The 22845-nt window shown below is 61.0% G+C and carries 24 protein-coding genes; 5 read left to right on the top strand and 19 right to left on the bottom strand.

Annotation, left to right across the window (positions count from 1 at the left end):
- Positions 1 to 332 precede the first annotated feature (332 nt).
- Positions 333 to 1028 (bottom strand): GntR family transcriptional regulator, encoded by a 696-nt coding sequence (locus tag J7U39_RS29645; protein WP_210633542.1) that lies wholly within the window; start codon positions 1026 to 1028, stop codon positions 333 to 335.
- Positions 1029 to 1162: 134 nt separating this feature from the next.
- A complete protein-coding gene (locus tag J7U39_RS29640) occupies positions 1163 to 2533 on the bottom strand; it encodes an FAD/NAD(P)-binding protein (RefSeq protein ID WP_210633541.1) in 1371 nt (456 codons plus the stop codon).
- A 201-nt stretch (positions 2534 to 2734) separates the two neighbouring features.
- Between J7U39_RS29640 and tauA the strand changes: the two genes are divergently transcribed.
- From tauA to J7U39_RS29625, 3 genes are read left to right on the top strand one after another with little or no spacing between them, the layout of a single operon-like run.
- Positions 2735 to 3748 carry a taurine ABC transporter substrate-binding protein gene (tauA, locus tag J7U39_RS29635; RefSeq protein WP_210633540.1) on the top strand — a complete coding sequence of 338 codons (1014 nt, stop codon included), beginning with the start codon at positions 2735 to 2737 and terminating at the stop codon, positions 3746 to 3748.
- 56 nt (positions 3749 to 3804) lie between these two features.
- Positions 3805 to 4593 carry an ABC transporter ATP-binding protein gene (locus J7U39_RS29630; protein WP_210633539.1) on the top strand — a complete coding sequence of 263 codons (789 nt, stop codon included), beginning with the start codon at positions 3805 to 3807 and terminating at the stop codon, positions 4591 to 4593.
- Positions 4590 to 5444, top strand: coding sequence for an ABC transporter permease subunit (locus J7U39_RS29625; protein WP_210633538.1), 855 nt, complete (start codon positions 4590 to 4592; stop codon positions 5442 to 5444). The genes J7U39_RS29630 and J7U39_RS29625 overlap by 4 nt, the downstream gene beginning before the upstream one ends.
- Positions 5445 to 5541: 97 nt before the next feature.
- On the opposite strand, the gene J7U39_RS29620 is transcribed toward J7U39_RS29625, so the two are convergent.
- From J7U39_RS29620 to J7U39_RS29555, 14 genes are all read right to left on the bottom strand, one after another.
- A complete protein-coding gene (locus J7U39_RS29620; RefSeq protein WP_210633537.1) occupies positions 5542 to 5850 on the bottom strand; it encodes a hypothetical protein in 309 nt (102 codons plus the stop codon).
- 11 nt (positions 5851 to 5861) lie between these two features.
- Entirely contained in the window at positions 5862 to 6443 is a 582-nt protein-coding gene (locus J7U39_RS29615) for an alpha/beta fold hydrolase (RefSeq protein WP_210633536.1), read from the bottom strand.
- A 161-nt stretch (positions 6444 to 6604) separates the two neighbouring features.
- A complete protein-coding gene (locus J7U39_RS29610) occupies positions 6605 to 6775 on the bottom strand; it encodes a hypothetical protein (protein ID WP_210633535.1) in 171 nt (56 codons plus the stop codon).
- A gap of 121 nt (positions 6776 to 6896) precedes the next feature.
- On the bottom strand, positions 6897 to 7094 hold the full coding sequence (locus J7U39_RS29605) for a hypothetical protein (protein WP_210633534.1): 198 nt from the start codon (positions 7092 to 7094) through the stop codon (positions 6897 to 6899).
- Between the two features lie 10 nt (positions 7095 to 7104).
- Positions 7105 to 7665: an FMN reductase gene (msuE, locus tag J7U39_RS29600; protein ID WP_210633533.1), complete on the bottom strand. Its 561-nt coding sequence runs from the start codon at positions 7663 to 7665 to the stop codon at positions 7105 to 7107.
- A 120-nt stretch (positions 7666 to 7785) separates the two neighbouring features.
- Positions 7786 to 8382: a DsbA family protein gene (locus J7U39_RS29595; RefSeq protein ID WP_210633532.1), complete on the bottom strand. Its 597-nt coding sequence runs from the start codon at positions 8380 to 8382 to the stop codon at positions 7786 to 7788.
- 67 nt (positions 8383 to 8449) lie between these two features.
- Positions 8450 to 9484 carry an LLM class flavin-dependent oxidoreductase gene (locus tag J7U39_RS29590; RefSeq protein ID WP_210633531.1) on the bottom strand — a complete coding sequence of 345 codons (1035 nt, stop codon included), beginning with the start codon at positions 9482 to 9484 and terminating at the stop codon, positions 8450 to 8452.
- 15 nt (positions 9485 to 9499) lie between these two features.
- Positions 9500 to 10438, bottom strand: coding sequence for an ABC transporter substrate-binding protein (locus J7U39_RS29585; protein WP_210633530.1), 939 nt, complete (start codon positions 10436 to 10438; stop codon positions 9500 to 9502).
- 72 nt (positions 10439 to 10510) lie between these two features.
- Positions 10511 to 11455: an ABC transporter substrate-binding protein gene (locus J7U39_RS29580; RefSeq protein ID WP_210633529.1), complete on the bottom strand. Its 945-nt coding sequence runs from the start codon at positions 11453 to 11455 to the stop codon at positions 10511 to 10513.
- 91 nt (positions 11456 to 11546) lie between these two features.
- The gene (locus tag J7U39_RS32220) at positions 11547 to 13322 is read right to left on the bottom strand and encodes an amino acid ABC transporter permease/ATP-binding protein (RefSeq protein ID WP_210633528.1); all 1776 of its coding nucleotides are present in this window, start codon (positions 13320 to 13322) and stop codon (positions 11547 to 11549) included.
- A gap of 35 nt (positions 13323 to 13357) precedes the next feature.
- Positions 13358 to 13912, bottom strand: coding sequence for a GNAT family N-acetyltransferase (locus J7U39_RS29570; RefSeq protein ID WP_210633527.1), 555 nt, complete (start codon positions 13910 to 13912; stop codon positions 13358 to 13360).
- Positions 13909 to 15108, bottom strand: coding sequence for a M20 aminoacylase family protein (locus tag J7U39_RS29565; protein WP_210633526.1), 1200 nt, complete (start codon positions 15106 to 15108; stop codon positions 13909 to 13911). Before J7U39_RS29565 ends, J7U39_RS29570 begins: the two co-directional genes overlap by 4 nt.
- Before the next feature lie 17 nt (positions 15109 to 15125).
- Positions 15126 to 16475, bottom strand: coding sequence for an LLM class flavin-dependent oxidoreductase (locus J7U39_RS29560; protein WP_210633525.1), 1350 nt, complete (start codon positions 16473 to 16475; stop codon positions 15126 to 15128).
- Positions 16476 to 16500: 25 nt separating this feature from the next.
- Positions 16501 to 17493, bottom strand: coding sequence for an LLM class flavin-dependent oxidoreductase (locus J7U39_RS29555; RefSeq protein ID WP_210633524.1), 993 nt, complete (start codon positions 17491 to 17493; stop codon positions 16501 to 16503).
- A 208-nt stretch (positions 17494 to 17701) separates the two neighbouring features.
- Between J7U39_RS29555 and J7U39_RS29550 the strand changes: the two genes are divergently transcribed.
- Together J7U39_RS29550 and J7U39_RS29545 are read left to right on the top strand one after the other, a co-directional pair.
- Positions 17702 to 17983 (top strand): type II toxin-antitoxin system Phd/YefM family antitoxin, encoded by a 282-nt coding sequence (locus tag J7U39_RS29550; protein WP_210633523.1) that lies wholly within the window; start codon positions 17702 to 17704, stop codon positions 17981 to 17983.
- Positions 17983 to 18306: a type II toxin-antitoxin system RelE/ParE family toxin gene (locus tag J7U39_RS29545; RefSeq protein ID WP_210633522.1), complete on the top strand. Its 324-nt coding sequence runs from the start codon at positions 17983 to 17985 to the stop codon at positions 18304 to 18306. The genes J7U39_RS29550 and J7U39_RS29545 overlap by 1 nt, the downstream gene beginning before the upstream one ends.
- A 75-nt stretch (positions 18307 to 18381) precedes the next feature.
- On the opposite strand, the gene repC is transcribed toward J7U39_RS29545, so the two are convergent.
- The 3 genes from repC to repA form a co-directional block, all read right to left on the bottom strand.
- On the bottom strand, positions 18382 to 19686 hold the full coding sequence (gene repC / locus J7U39_RS29540; protein WP_210633521.1) for a plasmid replication protein RepC: 1305 nt from the start codon (positions 19684 to 19686) through the stop codon (positions 18382 to 18384).
- Positions 19687 to 19885: 199 nt separating this feature from the next.
- Entirely contained in the window at positions 19886 to 20875 is a 990-nt protein-coding gene (gene repB / locus J7U39_RS29535) for a plasmid partitioning protein RepB (RefSeq protein ID WP_210633520.1), read from the bottom strand.
- On the bottom strand, positions 20872 to 22089 hold the full coding sequence (gene repA, locus J7U39_RS29530; protein WP_210633519.1) for a plasmid partitioning protein RepA: 1218 nt from the start codon (positions 22087 to 22089) through the stop codon (positions 20872 to 20874). Before repA ends, repB begins: the two co-directional genes overlap by 4 nt.
- Positions 22090 to 22845 lie beyond the last annotated feature (756 nt).

Genomic DNA, 22845 nt, shown 5'->3' with positions numbered 1-22845 from the left:
TCCCCATAGGCCACCAAGGCATTTACTTGGCTGACAACTTCGGGCCGCACTAACGTCGCTTAGTCCCAATGATCTCTTCGTTCCTGTCAATTGTTGTCAGCTGACACAGCCCCTGCGCATGGCGGCCCACGGGCTTTGAAGGAGGCTGAAAGCCGGAAGGATCCAAGCTCATGCCAACGCCATATTATTTATTATGGCATACCATCACATCAGACAAACTGGGTGTCAAGCGGGAGTGTGGGCCCTCCGGCATCTTGACCACGTATGCTGATAGAAATCGATGATGCGAATGCTTCGCCCGCTTCCAATGGAAGCTGCGGCGGTTGCAGGGTTTACTCGGCTGACTTTTTGGCCGACAGCACCGCTTCAGCAATCGCGCTCGCGGCAGCGACATGATCCATCGCCGCCCGGTAAGCCCCCTCGCCGTCGCCGCGACGGATGGCGTCGACGATCTTCGCCATCTGCGCCGGCCCTTCAATGCCGCGCCTCTCCGTTTTAATCGTCATCGAGCGCAAGTGGTTTATGCGCACGGTGAGGAGATTGACGACACCCCAGGCAACGTGCCTGTCAACCATCGTGAACAGCGTCTGATAGAAGGAAGAGGTGTTGGTCAGCACTCCCGCCATATCGTTGTCGCGATAGCTGTTGCGTATTTCGTTCAGAGATTCTTCCAGCGCCGCGACGATCTGGGGGCTGCTGTGCTCCGCGCAGAGCCGCGCCGCCATGCCCTCGAGAGCACCGCGGATCTCATAGATCTGCTTGGCTTCCTCGATGCCGAGTTGGGCGACTATCGGTCCCTTGTTCGGCAGATTGGCGACGAGCCCTTCCGATTCCAGGTGTCTCAGAACCTCGCGCACGACAGTCCGGCTGACGCCGAGTTGGGCGCAGAGGTCACGTTCGACAAGCCGATCTCCTGGACGAAAATAGCCGTTCACGATGGCTTCCCGGACCTTGTCGAGCGCCAATTCCCGCAATGTCTTTGCAGGACGCTCGACCCTGATTGTTGCGTCCTTCAGAGCGCCGCTCATTCTGCACCTCAGTGTTGACCGGCTTCACACGCTGCGGCAGCCGAATTGAAATCGTATTATGGCGTACCACGCACTGTAGCTGTCGGCGGCTGTCAATTCAACAAGCACCGAACCGACCACTGGGGATAGCCGGTCTATGACTCGGCCGCCGGCCGCTGCGCGACGATCTCTTCGACCACGGCCTTGGCCTGCACCCGAATGTCGGGGACGGCCGTAATTTCCCAGAATTGTCCCGCCGTCAAGGCTCCCACCGCAAACAGCCGGACAGGCGAGATCCGGGATGGCCCTATGACCTCGGAAGCGGCATCCACCTGAATGCCGAGGCCGAGAGGATCGGCGGCGATCAGCTGAGACCGGCTCATTTCCTTCAAAAGCGGTGAATGGCTGATCCCGGCGCGCTCCATTCCCGTGCAGTTGATCACCCAATCCGCCTTGATTGCGGCGAGATCGCGTGTCGCTCTGACCCTGTATCCGGCAACGAGCCTGCCCTTCTCGGCCTCGAGCGATTTCAGGAAACCGGCGTGGAATCGAACGGTTCCCTCCGAGACAAGTTGGTCGAACCTGTCGAACACGTCAGGCGCGACGCGGTGACGGTGGATGTTCCACCAGGGAAGCGCATGTCTGAGGAAACGGGCCCGCTCCTTGCTGGAAAGCCGTTGCCAGAGAGCCTGCGTTTGAGGCCTCAGGCCATCCATCACGCTCCGCCAGTCGTCGACCGACCTGCCCTTTTCCCGCAAGCACTTCAATATGCCGCTGATCGTACCGGGAAGCGCCTCGACATCGATCTTCAGAGGTGCGGGCGGTTTTCTCGCATGCCCGAGCGGCGCAAGCCCGCGGCGCGAAAGCACGTCGATCCTGCCTCTATGGCCGTGAGCACGCAGAGCCAGAACCTGATCGATCATCGTCAGCCCGGAACCGAGGATGCAGACCATATCGGACGATGCGACACGTCTCAGCCAGGAGAGCCGCCACGGGTTCTCGATTATCCGCGATCGCGCCGACAGTGGCACGCCAGCCGGATCGATGGGCAGGTTGGCGTTGCCGACGCCAAGGCAGAGCACCACGTTCCTGCCGGCAATCTCGTCGCCATTGCCGAGATGGAAGGCCAGAGTGCTGTTGTAACGTTCCACGCATCCCGCTGCCTTGGCCCGGATGAAATCAACCCGACAGCGGCCGTCCCGCTTCCGAAGCAGCTGCGCGAGCGTATCCCTGACATACAGGCCGTAATCGCTGCGCGAAGCGAAATCGCCGGCCTGCAGCCTCCGTCCGCGATTTTTCAACCAGTCGACAAAGTCGTCGGGCTGATGCGGCATCAGGCTCATCCGGCCCGCGGGCACGTTGAGACGATGAAGATAGAGTTCCGTCCGGTACGCCGTCCCGCGGCCGAAGCCGGGATCGTCGCCAACGACGGCAACCGTCGCCGAAGCTGGAAGCTGCTCGATGAGATTACAGGTTACGGCTATCGCCGAAAACCCAGAACCGACCACGATAACATCGTATATCAACGCATTCTCCCTGAGGGTCTGCACCTTGGCTCCTGCCGCTCACCCGTTCCGGGGACCGCGCAAGCAGCAGAATCACGAAAACAAATGTCTCCATAGTCTATAAATATAGTTTGTTATTCCTCCCGCTAGCCCGTTCTCAACGATTACCCTTTCGAGGGTGAGATCAAGGGCCGGATGTGGCCCTGAACAAAGGGGCTCAAGATGAATTTCAGAAATTTCATTGCCGCGATCGCCGTCGGCGTCGGAACTCTTGCAACGGCTGTCGTCGCTGAAGCGGCCGACAAGAAGGTCGTCGTCGGCTATCAAACTGATGCGCTACCGTCATCGGTCGCGATCGCCAATGGTGAATTTGCCAAGACGACGGGATACGATATCGACTTCCGCAGGTTCAATTCGGGCGCTGAGATCTTTGCCGCCGTTGCCTCGGGCGATGTCCAGGTCGGCTATGTCGGCTCCAGCCCGTTCGCGGCCGCGGTATCACGCGGGCTCGAGGTCAAAGCCTTCTACTTGGCGTCCATCTCGGGGATCGACGAGGCTCTTGTCGTCCGTAACGGCTCCGGCATCGAAAGCCTGAACGATCTGAAGGGCAAGAAGCTTGCCGCCGCGCCCGTGTCGACGGATCACTATCAGCTGCTGGCGCTGATCAAATCGCTGGGCCTGACCGAAAAAGACGTCCAGGTCTTCGCCATCCCCCAGCCGGAAATCGTTGCCAGCTATAATCGCGGCGATATCGACGGCGGCTTCGTCTGGGATCCGGCGCTGACAGAGTTGAAAAAGAACGGCAAGGTCCTTGTGACCTCCAAGGACGTGGCGGACAAGGGTGCACCGACCTTTTCCGCCTGGGTTGCGACCTCGAAGTTCGCCGCCGACAATCCGGATTTCCTCAAGAGCTTCGCTTCGGTCGTCACCAAATACTACGCATCCTTCGCGGCGGACAAAGCCGCCTGGGGTCCCGACAGCGACAATGCCAAGTCACTCGCCAAGCTTCTCGGCGGAACGCCCGAGCAGCAGGCCTCGGCCCTGAAGAACCTGACGCTTCTTACGCCCGAAGTCCAGGCATCGGACGCCTGGCTCGGCGGCGGAGAAAAGGCGGGGGCCGGCAAGATCCTCAAGGACACGGCATCCTTCCTGAAGGAGCAGGGCAAGGTGTCCGGCGTGCTGGACAATTACGGCAGCTTCGTCACCGTCGACGCGCTCGCCGGCGCCACAAACTGATCCTCCCCGGCGCCGGCGCGGCTTGCCGCGCCGGCGCCTAACGCGCGAGTTCCCCTATGCTCAAAGTCGATCACGCCAGCGTTTTCTTCTCCGCCCGCGACGGGCGGACCGTTCACGCGCTCGATCGCGTGTCTTTCGATATTCCCGAACGCGGTTTTGTCGTCGCACTCGGAGCCTCGGGCTGCGGTAAGTCGACCCTTCTTAACGCGATTGCCGGCTTTCTTCCGCTTTCGGATGGCCGGATCACGCTCGATGGCCGCAGCGTCGAACGTCCGGGCGCCGACCGCGGCGTCGTCTTCCAGAAGGACTCGCTGCTGCCTTGGAAGTCAGTCGTCGACAATGTCGCGCTCGGGCTAAAATTCGCCGGCGTAGGCCGGAAGGAGCGGCAAGCGCAGGCGCTGGAGCTGCTGCGGCTCGTCGGTCTCCACGAGTTCGCCAGCGCCTTTCCCTACGAATTGTCGGGCGGCATGCGTCAGCGCGTCGGCATCGCGCGGGCTCTGGCCACCAATCCCGACATCCTGCTGATGGACGAACCGTTCGGCGCGCTCGACAGCTTGACGCGCGAGCAGATGCAGGAATTGCTGGTTTCCGTCTGGAACAAGACGGCAAAGAAAGTTTTCTTCATCACCCATTCGATCGAAGAGGCTCTGTTCCTCGGCACGCAGGTGCTCGTCATGTCGCCTCGGCCGGGGCGCGTCGTCGCCCGCTTCGACCTCGACTTCGTCACACGCTTTGCCGAAACAGGAGATGCCCGCTCGATCAAGGCCTCGCCAGAATTTGCCGAGTTGCGCCAGCAGATACGCGCCATTCTCCACAGCAACGAAGATTTGAGGAGCGTCGCATGAGCGATATAACACAGGCTCCGCCGATTGCGGCTCACACCGAGGATCGCCAGGTCAAGCTGGTAAAAATGGCCGACTTCGGCGCAGGCGAGAAATCGACGGTGGCCATCAGCGTCGCCACCGCCCTGGCCATACTGCTGCTGTGGTGGTCCGTCGCCGCGCTCGGCGTCGTTCCCCACCTGTTTCTGCCGCGTCCGGACGAGGTGCTGACGCAGATCGGCGTCATCTATCATGACGGTTATGCCGGGGCATCGCTCTTCGACCATGTCTTTGCGAGCCTGTTCCGCATCATCCTCGCCGCCCTCATCGCGATATCCGCCGGCATTCCGCTCGGCTTGCTCATGGGGCTTAACCGCTGGGCAAAAGGCGTGCTCGACGCGCCGATCGAATTCTACTGGCCGCTTCCACCCCTTTCCTACCTGCCGCTGATGATCATCTGGCTCGGCATCGGAGAGACGTCGAAGATCACGCTCCTGGTGCTTGCGATGTTCGCACCGATCTGCCTCTCGGCTCAGGCCGGCGTTCGGTCGTTGCCGATCGAGCGCGTCAACGCCGCCCGTTCGCTCGGAGCAAGCCGGCTGCAGCTCTTCCTGGACATTGTCCTGCCCTCGGCCCTGCCCGAGATCCTCACCGGCATCCGCATCGCGCTCGGTGTCGGCTGGAGCACGCTGGTTGCGGCCGAACTGATCGCCTCCACCCGCGGCATCGGCTTCATGATCATGTCGGCTTCGCAGTTCCTGGCAACTGACGTCGTGTTTGTCGGCATCGCCATCATCGCGATCTGCGCCTTCACATTTTCGGCCGCCATCCGCTTCCTCGAGGCCTTCCTCGTTCCGTGGAAAGGCAAGCTTTGAGCGGGCAATTCAGCGGCTCCTTCAATTTACGACGCGGAGAGTCAGGGAGTTAGCAGCATTCTTTGTGCGTCCGAAAAGACGCACGGCGCGCTCAGTCTCAATGCACCGTAAATCTGGCCGCATCGGTTCGACGACGCTCCAGGCTGCGTATCAGCATCGCCGCCTCCCTCACAATCGCCGAGGATGTCGCATCGTCGGCCTCGGCGATCCTTGTGGTCATGTCGCGGATGATCGTCGTCAGATGGAGGAGTGACTGGCGGCTGGGCGCATCTTCCGGTCCAACCTGGCTATCGGTCATGCGAAGGAGCGCATGCACCAGCCGCTCCATCGTCTGCCGGCGCCTGCTTCTCGGGTCGGCATTGGGATCTTCGCTCAGGCGCAGGAGATCGGCGACGATATCGGACATTCCGGCTCCATTCACATCGCAAAGGCCGGCGACGCGGAAGCGATATTATGTCGACCCCGCGCCTGCGTCTTCAAGCCTTCCAGCAGCCGGTAACCGTTGCGCCAACGGCCGAAGCCGCTCGCGATGTTGATATGTCCGGCAAGGCCGATATTCCTGGTCTCGGCGTTCCACAGGCGGCCGAACAGGGTCAACCGGTCGACGGCCATGTAAGCATCATTCATGCTGCCGATGACGACGGAAGGAAAAGGCAAAGGCGCTGTCGGCATCTCGCCGAACGAGATATGCCCCGGATGCAGAATTTCCGTGACCGCCAAGTCGCATGGCGCAACAAGCAAGGCCCCTTTCACGCGGCGCGCCGCGCTCCGTCCGGCGAGCCGGGCGGCCAGCAGGCATCCGAGACTATGGGCAACGAGATAGGCCTCGCCAGCCTCTTCGAGCGCACTTTCCAGTCGAAGCAGCCAGCGGTCAAGGTTCGGATGGTCCCAATCGTCCTGGGTAACGCAACGACTGCCCGGCTGGTCCTGCAGCCAGTGCTGTTGCCAATGTCCTTCAGCCGAACCGAACAGGCCGGGAAGAATGAGCACATCACTCATCGAATCAACCCGATCACCAGCGCGAACAGAAATGTGAATGAGCCCGCTATCGTGCAGACCCCGACCGCATGCCGGAATCGCGACATAAGGCTTCCCGTTGCTCTTACAGCAGCGTGCCGGCGGAGGCCGGTCTCGATGACGATTGCCATCATACCACCTCCTCAATACCAATGGCCGGGTGTAGCGCCCCAATAATGAAGTTCGTATTCGCGTGCAGACCGGTCGCGCTCTTCGTCGCGGATGAGCAATTCGTTTTGAAACTTTCGCGCTGGCTTCGGATCAAGGAAGCGGCCGATCGCGAGCTTCAGCCAGAAGTGGAAATCAAACTTCATGCGAATCTCCTGTCTGGAACTGATGTTCTCGGGCGAAAGCGCATCGCATCAAATCGGATTTATGCGGAGCGCCTTTGATGTCGTAATGCCAAAACCGCTGCGCACTTTTGGGCGAACTGCATCAGGAAATCAGCGAATGACGTCGCGCGTTGGCGAGAAGATCGCCAAGCGGTGCGCTCGGTCCATAGAGCATCAGCAGACGGTTCTCTTCCCGCTTGGCGAGGCGATAGCGCCGAGCGAATTCGAAGACACTCCACATCTGCTCGCCCGCTTCGGGCCTTTCCGCATCGTCCGGCGCCGCCTTCTGAGATCGGAGCATGGCGGCCACCCTATTCGGCCGCCGCCAGTGCCGGCTTTACCTCGGGGAAGAAAGCCGCCAATTCCCCGACCACTTCGCCGATGCGGTTCGAAAGCGCATCCGACGACACCCCGTAGTCGATAAAATCGCGATCGGAGGCGTAGACGGCCGTCGGCAGCGTATGGGCCATGAAAAACCCGAACAGCGGTCGAAGCTGATGCTCGACCATCAGCGCATGCCGGTCGCCGCCGCCGGTCGCCGTGATGATGATCGGCTTCGCCCGCAATTCGTGCGGGTCGATCAGATCGATGAGGTGCTTGAAGTGGCCGGGATAGGAGCCTTTGTAGGTCGGCGAGCCGATAATCAGGGCATCGGCATGCACGATCTCGTCGAGGACGCGCCTCGCCTGCTCATCGAGGTCTTTGCGCCATAAGGAGCTTCCCAGTGAGGGACCGACATCATTGAGATCATAGGTCTTGCTCGTAAAGCCGTATCGATCACTTGCGCGTTCGGCGACATACCGGACGAGGGCCAGTGTCTTCGATGGACGATTGAAGCTGCCAGCAATGCCGACGAGTTTGAAACCTGACATCAGTTTTCCTCTCTGTGATTGCTTCAACTATTGTCTACAAAATTGATAGATTAAAGGAATGGGCGTCTCTCCTTGCTCGCCGGGGTGAAAAAATATTCGTCTTCGCCCGGTTGATTGCGCCTAAGGCCTGTCGCCGCGGAGATGACGTTCGAGAAAAGGCAGATTGTCCTGTCCCCAGTAGATCTCGCCATCATGGACGTAGGTCGGAAAGCCGAAGACGCCGCTGTCGCGCGCATGCACGCGGTCGGCCGACCATTTGTTCTGAACATCGTCGTCGGCTTGGCGCCTGAGCAGTGCGGCGCCGTCGAAACCGGCGGCGTTCACGATCGCCTCCCGCACATCCGCCTTGCCTATATCCTTCGCCTCGCTCCAGAAGGCATGCTGCAGAGCACGGGCCACGCCGACCCAATCCTGCCCGTCGAGATAGGCGGCGATCACGAAGAGGGACGCCGGTGTTGGGTCGCTGAGCTCGGGGCGGTGCTCGAGCCACAGTTGCTTGCCGCGCACACGGGCCCAGCGTTTGAGATCCCGAATCCAGTAGGCGCGGCGGATTTCCGGGCGGTTGCGCGAAAAAATGCCGCCGTTTTCTTCGACCACTGTCGTCAAATAGGGCGTGATGAGGACGTCGTTCTGCGCCGCCAGCTCGGTAAAGGCGTTGAATCCAATGTATGACCAGGGCGAGCCGATCGAAAAGAAATATTCTACCGTTTTGGTCACTGATGAATGTTCCTCGTAAAGTGAATGTTCAGCCATCGAATGGCGCAGATCGTCGGTCTGGCGAGATTTAGGAAGCGGCCCGAGTTCCGGATTGCGCTTTCCATCCGAGCTCGGGTGCGATTGTTGCCACGAAGTCGTGGAGGATTTGGCGATATTGCTCGTGCTCGAATTCGTAAGGAAGTTCCAGCCTCAGCTCGCCGACTTCGGGCAGGATCGGATCGGAAAAAAGCCGCTCCAATATCTCCTCCGACGTGCCAACGATATCGCGGGCGAACAAGGTACGCCGCTCGCCCTGCGGCGAAAGCGTCCGCTCGTGCCGGCCATCGGTATAATCGCGGTAGCGGCGGCGCGTTGCCGCATCGGCGCTGTCGAGAGGCACGATAACGCGGCCGAGTGCGATCCGGCGCGCGGTTCCGCAGGCACGATAAGTATCGATCAGCCGGGACTGGGCGACGAAGAAGTCATCCGTCCCCTCCCCGGTTATCACATTCCCCGTCAAGAGGTTGAAACCGTTGTGGCCGGCCCATTCGGCCGAATGCTGCGACCCGCCGCCATACCAGATGCGGTCGACCAGGCCCCTGGCAAAGGGCTGCAGACGCGGCCGCTGCGGACCAAAGGGCGTCTTGATGAAGGTCTGCTCGTCGCCGAGATAGCTGCCGCGCAGATTGTCGGCAAAGCGCAGCACCCGCGCGTGCGACAAATCATAGCTCGTCCAGTCTCCGTCGAAGGCCAGCGGGCCAATCAGCTCGGCATGCAGCGGCCGGCCGGCGCTGACGCCGATGTTCAGCCGCCCGCGCGAGAGAACATCGACTGTGGCAAGGTCTTCGGCCAGCCGGTAGGGGCTTTCATAACCGATCGGAATGACCGCGGTTCCGAGCTCGATCCGGCTGGTGCGCTGCGTCGCCGCCGCCAGGAAGGCGCTGGCCGAAGAAATCCCCGGCTCCAGATGCCGCTGGCGGACCCAGGCGCTGTCGAAGCCCAGTTCCTCGCCATACTGCAGTTGCTGGAGCGTCTGCTCCAATCCCGACAGCGGGTCGTCATCGGGATAGTTTCCGGGCGTGAGGAAGCCGATATGGCTGATCGATATATTGCGGCCGCTCATGTCATACTTTCCGGATCAATATTTCGGCAGGCCGGGCGGATTGGTCTCTGATGCCGGTAGGGCTTCCTCGGAAAGATGCCAGTGTTCGAGTATCCGCTTGTAAGTACCATCCTCGATCAGGCCATTGGTGGCGATTGTCAGCGCGTCCGCCAGGCCGCTTCCCTTGCGGGTGGCGATCGCGACATCGGAACGATCCGGCCAGCCGGCGCTCAACGTGCCGACCCGCTTGATGTTCTTGTCACGCGCGGCGATGAAGACGAGCTGGGCATGCGGCTGGACGATGACGTCGGCCCGGCCGGAACGAAGCGCGAGAAGGCTTGCCGCCTCGTCATCGTAATATTGCAGTTCGATCGGCTTCAGGCCGGCGGCGACGTCCTCTTCGCTCCACTTCACCAGGATGCGCTCCTGGTTGGTGCCGGCGCCGACGATGATCCTGAGGCCCGCCGCGTCCTTCGGCTCCTTGATCGAGGAGATGGAGCTGTCAGATCTCACGAAGAAGCCGTGCAGGCCCTGGCGATAGGTGGAGAAATCGAACTTCTCCTTGCGCTGCTCGGTGACGCCGACATTGGAGATGACGGCATCGTATTTGCCCGAAGTCAGACCGAGCGGCCAGTCGATCCAGGCGACCGGAACGATCTCCAGCGTCAGGCCAAGACTGTCGGCGACGGCATAGGCATAATCGGGATCGGCCCCGACCACTGTCTTGGCGTCGGTGGCATAGGTGGCAAGCGGAGGCCCGCTGGGGCTGACGGCGATGGTGAACTTGCCAGGTGTAACGAACTTGAAATCCTTCGGGATCGCAGCGATCGCCGCATCGTTCCTGGCGGCATGAAGCCGGCCCGGCTGCTGCGGGCTGAGGTCGAATTCCCCTGCCGCTTGGGCTGCACCGGAGCCGGTTAAGGCAGCCGTCAGCGCTGCGTAGAAGAAGGTGCGGATCGCGGGAAAGGTCGTCACGGTCGATATGTCTCCGTTTGCATCGAAAAGCAGGAGACGGACCGGCCCACATGCCGGTCCGTCAAGTGAACGTTATGAACCGCTCTTCGGCAGGCCGGGCGGGTTGGTCTGCGCCTTGTCGATCGCCTCGGGGCCGAGATTCCAGGCATCGAGGATTTTCTTATAGGCGCCGCTGGCGATTAGATCATTGACGACATTGGTCACGGGTGCGGCAAGTCCGCTGCCCTTGCGTGTGGTGACGGCAATCTCGGCGGTGATCGGCCAACCGCCGCTGACCGTGCCGACGAGCTTGGTCTTGCCGTTGATCCCCGCTGAATAGGCCTGCGTCGCGTTGACGCTGAAGACGGCGTCGGCCCTGCCAGACTGGACGGCAAGATCCTTGACCGCGTCATCGTCGTAATATTGCACCTCGATCGGCTTCAGGCCGGCCGCGACATTCTGCCGATCCCATTCCAGCAGGATCTTCTCCTGGTTGGTGCCGGCATCGGTGATGACCTTCAGACCGGCAATATCCTTAGGCTGCTTGATCGAGCTGATCGGATTATCGGCCCTGACGTAGAAACCGAGCTCATCCTTGCGGTAGGTCGAGAAATCGAATTTCTCCTTGCGCTCTTCCGTGACCGTCACGTTCGAGATTACCGCGTCGAACTTGCCGGAGGTGAGCCCGAGCGGCCAATCGGCCCATGCGACAGACACGAGGTTAAGCTTCAGGCCAAGGCTGTCGGCAATCGCCTGCGCGAGATCGACGTCATAGCCGATGACGGTCTTGGAATCGGAGGCGTAGTCGTGCAGCGGCAGATTGCCGCTCGAACTGATGCCGACAGTGAAGACGCCCTTTTCGACGAACTTGAAGTCCTTGATTTCGGCGATGCGCTTCTCGTTCTTTTCCACCCGCAGCCGGTTCGGCTGTTCGGGACTGAGATCGAACTTCTGCTGCGCCTGAGCGGAACCGAAAACGACCGCCGCAATAGTGACGGCTCCCGCTATCAGAAGCCTTGCTCTATTTGTAAATGTCATGCCCCTTCTCCACTTCATCTTAAGGTTGTGATTGTTGTCATTCGACCGGAGCAGCCCGTCGCGGCCCGGCATTTCACCAGCGTTGTCGGCGCTAGAGAACCTTGGCGAGGAATTCGCGTGTTCGAGGATGTTCCGCTTGCGTAAAGATCCGGGCCGGAGGGCCAGCCTCCAGGATACGGCCGCTTTCCATGAAGACGACGGTGTCGGCGACCTCGCGGGCGAAACCGATTTCATGGGTGACGATGACGAGCGTCGTGCCGGTGCGGGCCAGTTCCTTGATGACATCGAGCACTTCGCCGACGAGTTCCGGATCGAGCGCGGAAGTCGGCTCATCGAAGAGCAGAACCTTGGGGCGGAGCGCCAGCGCCCGGGCGATCGCCACGCGCTGCTGCTGGCCACCGGAGAGCTGGCGCGGATAGGCGTTGATCTTGTCGCTGAGGCCGATACGGGCGAGGAGTTCCCGCGCCAATTGCACGGCTTCCTCGCGGCCGATGCCGCGAACCTGGATCGGTGCCTCGATGAGGTTTTCGAGAACGGTCAGATGCGGGAAGAGGTTGAAGCTCTGGAAAACCATGCCGATATCGGCGCGGCGCTTGAGGATATCCTTTTCCTTGAGCTCATAGAGCGTATCTCCTTTCCTGCTGTAGCCGACGAAGTCGCCGTCGACGGAGATGAAGCCCTCGTCGACACGTTCCAGATGGTTGATAGAGCGCAGCAGAGTCGATTTTCCCGAACCGGAAGGGCCCAGGAGGGCCGTCACGCTGCCCGCCGCCAGGTTGAGCTCGACACCATCGAGCACCTTCAACGATCCGAAACTTTTGGAGATAGCGTGGATGCGCACCGCACCGCCTGTCCGCAGTGCCGTCGAGTCATGGAACCCGAGATTGCGTGCTCTGTCGGTCGTATTATCGAGGGCCGGCAGCGGACGGCGGAAGCGCTCCAGGAATGCCTGGAAGGGCAGCGGCGTCGGATTGCGCACGGCGCCCCTGGAGAAATAGCGCTCGATATAGTGCTGGGCGACCGAGAGCACGGTCATGATGATCAGATACCAGACCGTCGCGACCATCAGCAGCGGAATGACTTCGAGATTGCGGCGGTAGATGACCTGGACCGTGTAAAAGAGCTCCGGCAGCGCCAGCACGTAAACCATGGATGTGCTTTTTGCCAATCCGATGAGCTCGTTGAAACCGGTCGGCAGGATGGAGCGCATGGCCTGTGGTAGCACGATGCGGAAAGCCTGGCGGCGGCGCGGCAGACCGAGCGCGGCTGCGGCCTCCAGCTGCCCATGATCCACCGACAGAATGCCGCCGCGGACGATCTCGGCGAAAAACGCCGACTGGTTGAGCGTGAGGCCAAGGTACGCAGCGGCAAAAGGCGTCAGCAGTTGCACGGTGGGATAGCTGAACAAGACAGTGTCGGTGAAGGGAACCCCAATCCTGATCGTTTCGTAGAGGTAGCCGAGATTGTTCAAGATCAAGAGCAGCACGATCATGGGGATCGAGCGCAGCAGCCAGATATAGCCCCAGGAAAGGCCTGATAGCAGCGGCGACTTGGAAACACGGGCGAGCGCCAGAGCCGTTCCGAGGATGGAGCCGGAAACGGCGGCGAGCGCGGTCAGGATCAATGTCCTGCCAAGGCCGACGAGCACTGGTTCGGCAAAGAACCATTCGGCAAAGACGCCCCAACCCCAACGCGGATTGGTGAAGGTGGAATAGAGCACCGCGACGATGACGACAGCGGCGAATATCGTACCCGCCAGCCGCTCGGGATGGCGGGCCGGCACGATGCGGTAACGGGAAGTGTCCTGCCTCGGTTCTGCCGTCCCGCTGGCGGGCTCGAGGCCTGCAAAATCCGTCGTCAGTGCCATTGTTGTTTCCCTTTTATGATTGTCGGTCTGCCGTTTCAGAGACTTGCGCCGGCCACCTTCAGGCGCGGTTCGCTTTCGAAAGCCGGCGCAGCGAGATGGGTGATGTCCTTTTCGAAGGGCAGGCTCTTGTAGATCTCGGGGTCGGCAGCCGTGTCGAAGAGCGCGGTGTAGCCATAATTCAGATAAAGGCCGACGGCCTCCGGTTGGCGGAAACCGGTCGTCAGATAGATCCTGCCATAACCTTGGCGCGCGGCCTGGGCTTCCAGCTCCACCAAAACCTTGCGCGCGAGGCCCTGGCGGCGCAGATCGGAGCGCGTCCAGATGCGTTTGAACTCGGCCGTGCGATCGTCATAGTGCTTGAAGGCGCCGCCGCCGATGGTTTCACCATTCCGGATCAACAGCAGAAAATTGCCATGAGGCGGCGCGAAGGCCTCGGGGGGATAGCGGTTGAGCTCGGCCGCTGCACCCTCGGCGTTGAAATAATTGCCGTAGCGGCTGTCATATTCGTAGATCAGCTCATCGATCAGCGGCTTGGCGCGGGGATCGAGAGGGGTCGTATAGAGAAACGAATCGCTCATATCGTTCATCACCCGTTGTCTTCAGTGAGGAAGGTTTCCGCGAGGCGCACCCAATAGCGGGCGGCCGGCGCGATGATCGCGTCGTTGAAATCGTAATGGGCGCTGTGGAGAGGAGCGCTGTCGCCATTGCCGACGAAGAGATAGCTGCCGGGATTGGCCTGCAGCATGAAGGCGAAATCCTCGCTTGCGGTTCTCGGCCGGAAATCCTTCTCGATCGCGGCAAGACCGAGCGCGTCATAGGCGACGTCGCGGGCAAAGGCCGTTTCTTTTGCGTGATTAATGAGCGCCGGAAAACCGAGCCGGTAGTTCACGTCAGCCTCGGCGCCGAAGCTTTCGGCCTGGGCGCGGGCAAGGGCCGGAATGCGCTCCTGCAGCAGCTGGCGGACCGTCTCGCTGAAGGCCCGCATGGTGAGCTTCATCTCCACGCTTTCCGGGATAACGTTCGAGGCGGATCCGGCATGGATCGAGCCGACGGTGGCGACCGCCATGTCCTGCGGATCGACATTCCGCGAGACGACGCTCTGGAGCGCGGTGATGAAGGAGGCCGACGCCAGCACCGGGTCGACGGCGCGGTGCGGCTCGGCGCCATGGCCGCCCTTGCCGATGATCCTGACGACCGCCTGGTCGACCGACGCCATGGCGGGGCCGGTGACAAAGCCGAACTGACCTGCCGCGACACCGGGCCAGTTGTGCAACCCGAACACCGCATCGACGGGAAAACGTTCGAACAACCCTTCCGAAATCATCTTTCGGGCGCCCGCGCCGATCTCTTCCGCCGGCTGGAAGATCAGCCGGAGCGTGCCGTTGAAAGTGCCGCTCTCTGCGAGATAGCGGGCAGCCGCCAGCAGGATGGACGTGTGCCCGTCATGGCCGCAGGCATGCATGACGCCGGGGTTGCTGCTGGCATAGCCAAGGTCGGTCGCCTCCTCGATCGGCAGCGCGTCCATATCGGCCCGGATGCCAAGGCGCCTCTTGCCTTCGCCGCGCCTGAGGGTGGCGACGATGCCGGTGCCGGCAATGCCCGTCGCCACCTCATAGCCCCAGGAGGAAAGGCGGGATGCCACGAGCTTGCTGGTCCTCAGCTCCTGGAACGCCAGCTCGGGATATTGGTGCAGATCATGGCGCAGCGCGATGATTTCATCGAGATAGCAGGCGATGCCCTTCTCGACCGGATCGTTGCTGCACGGGTTCTGAGCGATGACGTCCATGGCGGTTCGCCGGCGCCTCAGGCGCCGACAGCCTTTCCGCGTTCGAGCTCATCCGTAGCGGTCGCATAGCGGCTTTCGCGGAAGGGCAGGCCCAGATGGTCGCGCAGCGTCTCGCCCTTCAGGACGGGATCGAAATAGCCGCGCTCGGTGAGGATCGGCAGGACATATCGGGCGAAATCGTCGAAGCCCTCGGCAATGACGGGAAAGCCGAGGATGAAGCCGTCGGCGGCGCCATGATCCACCCAGCGGATGATCTCGTCGGCGATATGCTCGGCAGTGCCGATGAAGGCAGTGCGCGGCGTTGCTGAATCGAGCGCGACCTGGCGCAGCGTCAGCCCTTTTTCCCGTGCTGTCCTTTTGATGCGATCGGTGGTGGCGCGGAAATTGTTCCTGCCGATATCGCCCAGTTCAGGGAACTGATCGTCGAGCGGGTAGACGCTGAAATCATGATGATCGAAGAAGCGGCCGAGGTAGAGGAGCGCCTCTTCGATCGTGACGAGATTGCGGATCGCCTGGTACTTGGCTTCCGCCTCCTCGGGCGTCGCTCCGACGATCGGCCCGATGCCTGGATAGATACCGACTTCCGCGGCACTGCGGCCATGCGCAATCACGCTGTCCTTGAGCTGCCGGTAGAAGGTCTGCGCCTCATCGAACGGCCCGCCATTGGTGAAGACGGCATCGGCATGTTTGCCGGCAAGCCGGATACCGGAATCCGAAGCACCGGCCTGAAAGACGACGGGCTGGCCCTGCTTCGAACGGCCGATGTTGAGCGGCCCCTCGATGCGGAAAAAACGGCCCTTATGGTTGAGCCGATGCATCTTCGTCTTATCGACAAAGACGCCAGTCTCGCGATTGCGCACGAAAGCATCGTCGTCCCAGGAATCCCAGAGGCCTTTGATCGCTTCGATATAATCCTCGGCGATCTCGTAGCGCAGCTCGTGCTCGGGATGTTCGCGGCTGTAATTGCGCCCCGAGCCTTCGAGCGGCGAGGTCACCGCATTCCACCCTGCCCTGCCGCCGCTGATGAGATCGATCGAGGCGAACTGGCGGGCGATGGTGAAGGGATCGCTGTAGGAGGTCGAGACCGTGCCGACAAGCCCGATCTTCGAGGTGGAGGCTGCCAGCGCCGAGAGAATGGCGATCGGCTCGAACCGGTTGAGGAAATGCGGGATCGAGTGTTCGTTGATATAAAGTCCGTCGGCGACGAAGGCAAAGGCGATGCCGGCAGCCTCCGCCTTGCGTGCCGTTTCGACGACGAAGTCGAAATTGACGCTGGCATCGGCTGGCCCGCTCGGATGCTTCCAGGCATTCATATGGCCGCCAGGCCCCTGCAGCATGATGCCGAACGTGACGTGTTTCTGAGTCATGGGATTCGATCCTCCTTGAAAAGGGTCAGGCGACGAGGGACAGCCGCTCGGCGGCGAGCAGCTCGATCGAGGCAAGGCGGTCGGCGGTTGAAAGCGCCGGCGTGTCGAGGACGAACTCCTTGACGCCGTACCGGCGGTGAAGCTGGTCCAGTTCCCCGCGGATCTGCTTGGCCGTGCCGTGGAGCACGCTCGGCACCTTTTCCTCGATGCGGTAGTCGGTGACGCCCGCCTGACGGGCAAATTCGGCTGCCTGCTCCTCACTGCCGACATTGACGGTCTGGCCGCTCGGCAGGAACACCTTGACGATGCGCAGACTACCGACGCGCTCGCGGGCATATTCCTCGCTTTCGGCGGCAAAGGCGGCGAGCGCCAGGATCGGGCGCTTGCCGCCGGATGCCCGCTCATAGGCCGCGAAAGTCTTGCTGAGATTGTCAGGATCGCCGTTCAGGTGGCCGGCGAAGACGAGCTGCCAGCCCTTCTCGGCAGCGAGTTCGGCGCTTTCGACACTGGCGCCGAGCAGGAAACGTTCAGGAGCCATCGGCGGAAAGGGCGTTGCCTGCGCGCCGTCGTAGTTGGGGTCGGCGGCGAGATAGGTATTGAGGTCCGAAAGTTGGCGTGCAAAATCCGGCTTCCTAGACGGATCGACGGCAAGCTGCAGAGCCCGCGTCGATAGCGGGAAACCGCCCGGCGCTTTGCCGACTCCAAGATCGACGCGGCCGGGCGCGAGCGAAGCCAGTAGATTGAAGGTCTCGGCAACCTTGTAGGCGCTATAATGCTGCAGCATGACGCCGCCGGAGCCGACGCGGATCTTGGAGGTCCTGGCGAGAAGGTAGGCGATCAACGCTTCCGGTGCGGAGCTCGCCAGGTTGGACATGTTATGGTGTTCGGCGACCCAGAATCGGTGATAACCGAGTTCCTCGGCCCGGGTGGCGATCTTCACCGTCGCCCTCAACGCGTCCACGGCGGAAAGGCCCTGTTCGATCGGGCTTTTGTCGAGAAGGCTGAGGAGGTAAGTCATGACGCCGCGATCCGCTCAATGGTTGCAAAACTTACTCTATAAAATCAGTAGACAAACTTTGTTATAAGAAATGACATTCTCTTTCGCAGCCACTGAGGGGAAAAAAGCAGGCGCGCCTGAACGCTCCGATGGCGTGCTGGGATCGCCGGTTGAGCTCTTCCAATCGACCATTTGATGATCTATATTTTGGTCGAAAGGGAGTAATCGCATGAAGCTGTCAGAACGGGTCAAGCCGATCAGCTATCTCAAGGCGCACGCGCCCGAAATCATCCGGACGCTGAAGGACAACCCGCAGCCTGTCGTCATAACCCTTCACGGCGAGGCAAAGGCGATCCTTCAGGATGTCGGCCAGTATGAAGAGACACAGGAGACCTTGGCGCTCCTGAAGGTGCTGGCGCTTACCAATCGGCAAGTCGAGGAAGGCAAGACGCGCCCCGCTGCGGAATCCTTCGCGCACATTCGCAAGCGTCTGGCCGACAGCCAGTCCTGATGCCTTATCGTGTTCTTTTCGCCGAAGGCGCGGAGCGCGACGTCGAGGATTTCTATCGTTTCATCGCCGGTCGCGACGGCACCGAAACGGCGGAACGCATCCTGACGGAAATCGAGAGCGCCTGTGCCGATCTCGAAGAATTCCCCGCCCGCAGAAATATCCCAAGGGAATTGGCCAGCATCGGCATCTCCGAATACCGGGAACTGCACCATAAACCCTGGCGTATGATCTACCGCATCATCGGCACCGACGTCGTCGTCTATTGCGTGGTGGACGGACGCCGCGACATGCAGGCTTTCCTCGAGCGAAGGCTTATCCGCTGAAATTCTCCACATCGTCCCTCCTCCGTTTTGACATGCTTCGCCGGCATCCACCCGACCACCGGCAGCCGCCGAGACCTATCCAGCCTTTCGGCCGGCCGGCGCATTTGCCCGCAGGAGCGCCATCAGCATCGGGCCGATCGCGAATTCTCCCTTTTCACTTCGCCGCGTCAGGTCGCGAAGATAACCGCCGGCTGAATTGATGTGGCCCCCGCGTTCCAGGATGCATGCCATCACGGTCGCAGCGTTCTCAGCGCCCATCACATTTGCCGCCTCCTCATAGGCTGACGGGCTGACGCCCAGCATCGATCGAACCGTGACGGCAGCGCTCATCAGCTCGCGCCAGTTGCCGATCACGCCATTCGGCCCATAGGCCAGGATTTCCGGGCAGGCCTGCAGGACCAGGCCAAGCGGGAAGGATTTCAGGCCGCCAGCATTATGGCGACCGCCCGGTCCCCCGCCTTGCCGTTCCTCCAGCTTGGTCATCTCGGCATCCTCGTGCTTCTTCCCTTCCATCGTCACGACCCCTCGCCCATTGTCTTGCTCCGCCGCTGCGCCCTGCTTCGTTTCGAAGCTTGGTTCAAGTTCAGAAGTGGATTCGGGATTTGAATTCTGTATGTGACGCTCGATATAATGGGCATTGCCGCGCTGTTTTGTTGATTTAATCTGAGTTTGCAGCCGGTTAAGGATCTCCGCCCGAAGTGCCGTCAATTCATCCAGCAGCTGTTCGATCTGGGCTGTCGTCGGCGACCTCGGCAGGCCTTCGACCAAGTCCCGAAATTCCTGATACAGCCCCTGCCAATCCCCTGGCACGTCCTCCTCGACGCCCGCTTCGATCAGCTTGGCGATATCACGGCGGCAAAGGGTGACGCGTTCGCGCAAGCGCTGGACGTGCTGTCGCTCCGCCATCACCTCGGCTGCGAGCTGCTCGATCTCCTCGGCCCGGGCAAGCAGTGGCGCCAGCGAGAAGCCGAAGGCCTCGTTGACCTCCCCTGCGCTGTCCCTGCGGACATAGCGCTTGCCGTTGGGACTGTCCTTGCGCAACAGGAGCCCCGCCTCGACAAGTGCCGCAAGATGGCGCCGCACCGTCTGTTCGGCCATGCCATGCGTTCGGAGCGACAGCTGGATATTCGACGGGAAGACGATCAAGCCGTTTTCCTGGGCCAGTTCGTTCTTCGGATAAAAGCTCAACAACGCGTTGAGCACCGCAAGCGCGCGATCGGTGATGCCGAGCAACGGCTTTGCTTCGCACAGCGCGCGAAACAGTTTCCATTTGTCGACCGACTGATCAGGCTTGATCTCGCTTGCCATGACCTGGTTTGCGAGCATTCCAAGCGTCATCGACCGCCGCCCAAAGGGCGTCGTTATACTTCCGGTTTCCATATCTTCCACCTCGACGAGGCAACAGAAATCTGCTCGCCTGAACGGCGCCAAAAACTCTTGACAGCGATTCTCGGAAGTGCGATTCTCGGAGGTGTTCAAGACTACGAGGAAAGCTTCCGTGACGGTGACGTTCGGGGGCTTTTTTCTTTTGCGCGTTATCTCCTGTTCAAATTGTCAGCTGACAATCAGTTAAACTGCCTCATTTTCCGTTATTTTCCTCTTCAAATTCGGCGGCGAGACCTGCCAACCGCCGAGCCAGGAAATCAGAAAATGCCGCCGATTTAACGGTGATGCGAAAGCTCTTGCCCGAGCGGCTCACCGAAGCAAGCGTCCCGCCGCTTTGCGTCCGAAGCGTCTGCTCGACCCGCTGCGGCGCGCCCTTCTCCTCCAGTGCCTTCCAGGTGACATCGAAGCGGCTATTGCTCTCCAGCGTTTGGAAAGCGGCGCCGGCGATTGCGGCCTGCACCTTCTTCCGCCCACCTGTCTCCCTGAATTTTTCGGCAAAGGCCAGCCAGCGGGGGCGCCCCACCTTGGGCGCAGGTCCAATGGCAAGGATAATCTCGGGATCGATCGTCTGCGCCACCTGCAGCAGCCGTGACGTTTCCGGTTTATCCGTCGCCAGCGCCTGGGCAATCATGTCGCGACTGAAGCCATGCTCATCCATGCGTCGCGCAAACAGCGCCCGTTCGATGAAACTCAAGTCGACACGCGGGCCGTTCTCCTGACCCTGCGCAAGGATCAACTCTTCATCCGTGAGTTTGCGCACAACGGCCTTGACGGCAACACCGGTCTCCGCGGCCGCACGCAAGCGCCGGTGGCCATAGGCGGCCTGGTAATGCCCGGCCTTTACCGGGTCCGGGCGCACAAGGATCGGAACCTGCTGTCCGCTTTCCTGGATCGACTGCTTCAATCGCTCGAACTCGGGATCCTTGTCGACCGGGATGCGGTCACGAATAAAGGACATTTCGACGACAGCCGGATCGATCTCCAGCACTTTGTCGCCAGAGGCGAGGGACTCACGCAGGGCCTTGGCGGCCGCTGCTTCCTCTCCTAACCGTCCCAGCGACAGGTTCATCGCCTTGACCGCACCCGACGGCCGATGCGGCGGTGGCGCGCTTGGCGTCTCCGGCCGTGCCGGTTCGACGGCGCCAACCATGCTCTTCAGGATATCGCGACCTTTTGGGCTCATGTCCTGCTCCATGCACTGCGGATGAGTTGCTCGACCTCGGCATTGACGTTGTCGACGGATTCGACGCCGCGGTCATAGGTCTGGCGATGCATCGTCTCGCGGCCCGCCTCGTAGATCGTCTGCTTGGACAGGCCAGCGTCCGAAACCGCCGTTGACTTTACCATCATCGAGGTCAGCACGCGCTCGCCGAACAGGCTGCGCAGGAAGGCGACGATCTGCGCCTGCGGACCGTCATTGGACTCATAGCGGGTGATCAGATAACGCATCCAGTCATATTCGAGATTGCCGCCGGCCTGTTTGACGACGGCCAAAAGGTCGGAGGTCATCGTCAGGAACTGGTTCATCGACGCCACGTCGAGCATCTGTGGATGAACGGTGATCAGCACGGCAGTCGCAGCGCAGAGAGCAGACAGCGTCAGAAAGCCGAGGGTAGGGGGGCAATCGATGATGACGACGTCGTAGCTCTGCTCCAGCGAATGCAGCGCATTGCCGACCCGCATGAAGAACATGTCCTTGTCGTCGCGATTGCTGTCGGCCAGCGCCTTCGGCGTATCGTGCTCGAACTCGTGCAGTTCGAGATTGCCCGGGATGAGATCGAGACCGGGGAAATAGGTCTGGCGGACGATGTCGGCCACGTCACGGCGCGTCTCGTCATACTTGATGGCGCCGTAAAGCGTCTCGTTTTCACCGACATCGAACTCCGGCTGATATCCGAGCATCGCCGACATCGACGCCTGCGGGTCAAGGTCGACGGCGAGCACGCGATAGCCACGCAGCGCCAGGAACTGCGCCAGATGGATTGACGTTGTCGTCTTGCCGGATCCGCCCTTGAAATTGGTGACGGCGATCACCTGGAGATGATCGCCCGGCCGGCGCATCGGCAGATAGGATGGTTTGGTGCGCCCCAGATGCTGGCGCATCGCATGGATTTCTTCGAGCGAGAAGACACGGCGACCGGCGGACGTCTTTTCAGGATTGATGCTTTCCACCTGGGCAGTGAGATGACGAACATAGCTGTCGGTGACGCCGAGCAGCTTGGCGGCCTCGGTGCTGCTGAACCGCCGCAGCGACTTACGGGCATCGGGCGAAAACAACCGCTCGAACAGCACCTGGAGCTGGCTGCTGAGCATCGTCGAGTCCTGCGCAATCGTCTCGTCGATCGAGACTTGACTCGCTCTTCTGGCTTTCTCAACAATCGCGGCCTTGGTCGGCATTCACGCAAATCCTGATAAATCGGGCAATTTTGCGCAAATGATCGTGAGTCTCCCGATTCCGTCAAGCGAATTCTTGGTTAGCCAATATATAGCAAACTGAATTCGTCGAAAAAATTACGTGGAATTCCGGAATCTTAGCGCAATTGTCAGCTGACAACGGCGGCGAACCCGCATCGCCAAAGCCGCCCCGACATATCGCGGCAGGTTCTCGACGGACCTGAAGGCACCGCCGACTCATCTCGGAGATAACTGGGCTTGGCACAGGCCGACCAGGTAAATGCCGCTTCCTATTTATAAGCAGACGAAGGGCAGAGGCTTTCGGCCTCCAAGCCGCGGACGGGCTCGACGCCGGAAGACTTGACATTCCCATCTTGGGATTCGGGATCGCGGCGTGACGGGGCAAGCCCGAGCATTTGTTCGAGACGGCCGGCATTGAGCGGAGCGCTTATTCCCTTGAAGTTCATCTTCCATCTTTCGTCTGCATATGGGCTTGCGTGAAGGAGAGATAAGCGCAATTTGAACCGGCGGAGAACCGCCCGCCGACTTTATCACCATCTTTTCCATGTGCGGCGAAAAAGGAGAGGGGCTCAATCAAGCATCGCTCCCGAGATGGCGCTTGCGACGGCGACAATGCGACGGCATGCCCGCGGATACGACGGCCGCGTTCCGTTCAGACAATGCGTACTAGAGGAGTCGCGAGTTGCGGTTGGGCGCAGACTGGAACAGTCAGCTGCGACCATCGACCGTGAGGATTGC

This window comes from Rhizobium sp. NLR16a (genome assembly GCF_017948245.1).
GTDB lineage: Bacteria > Pseudomonadota > Alphaproteobacteria > Rhizobiales > Rhizobiaceae > Rhizobium.
Note: the sequence above shows the minus strand (reverse complement) of the source record. Positions and strands in the feature narration are given on the sequence as shown.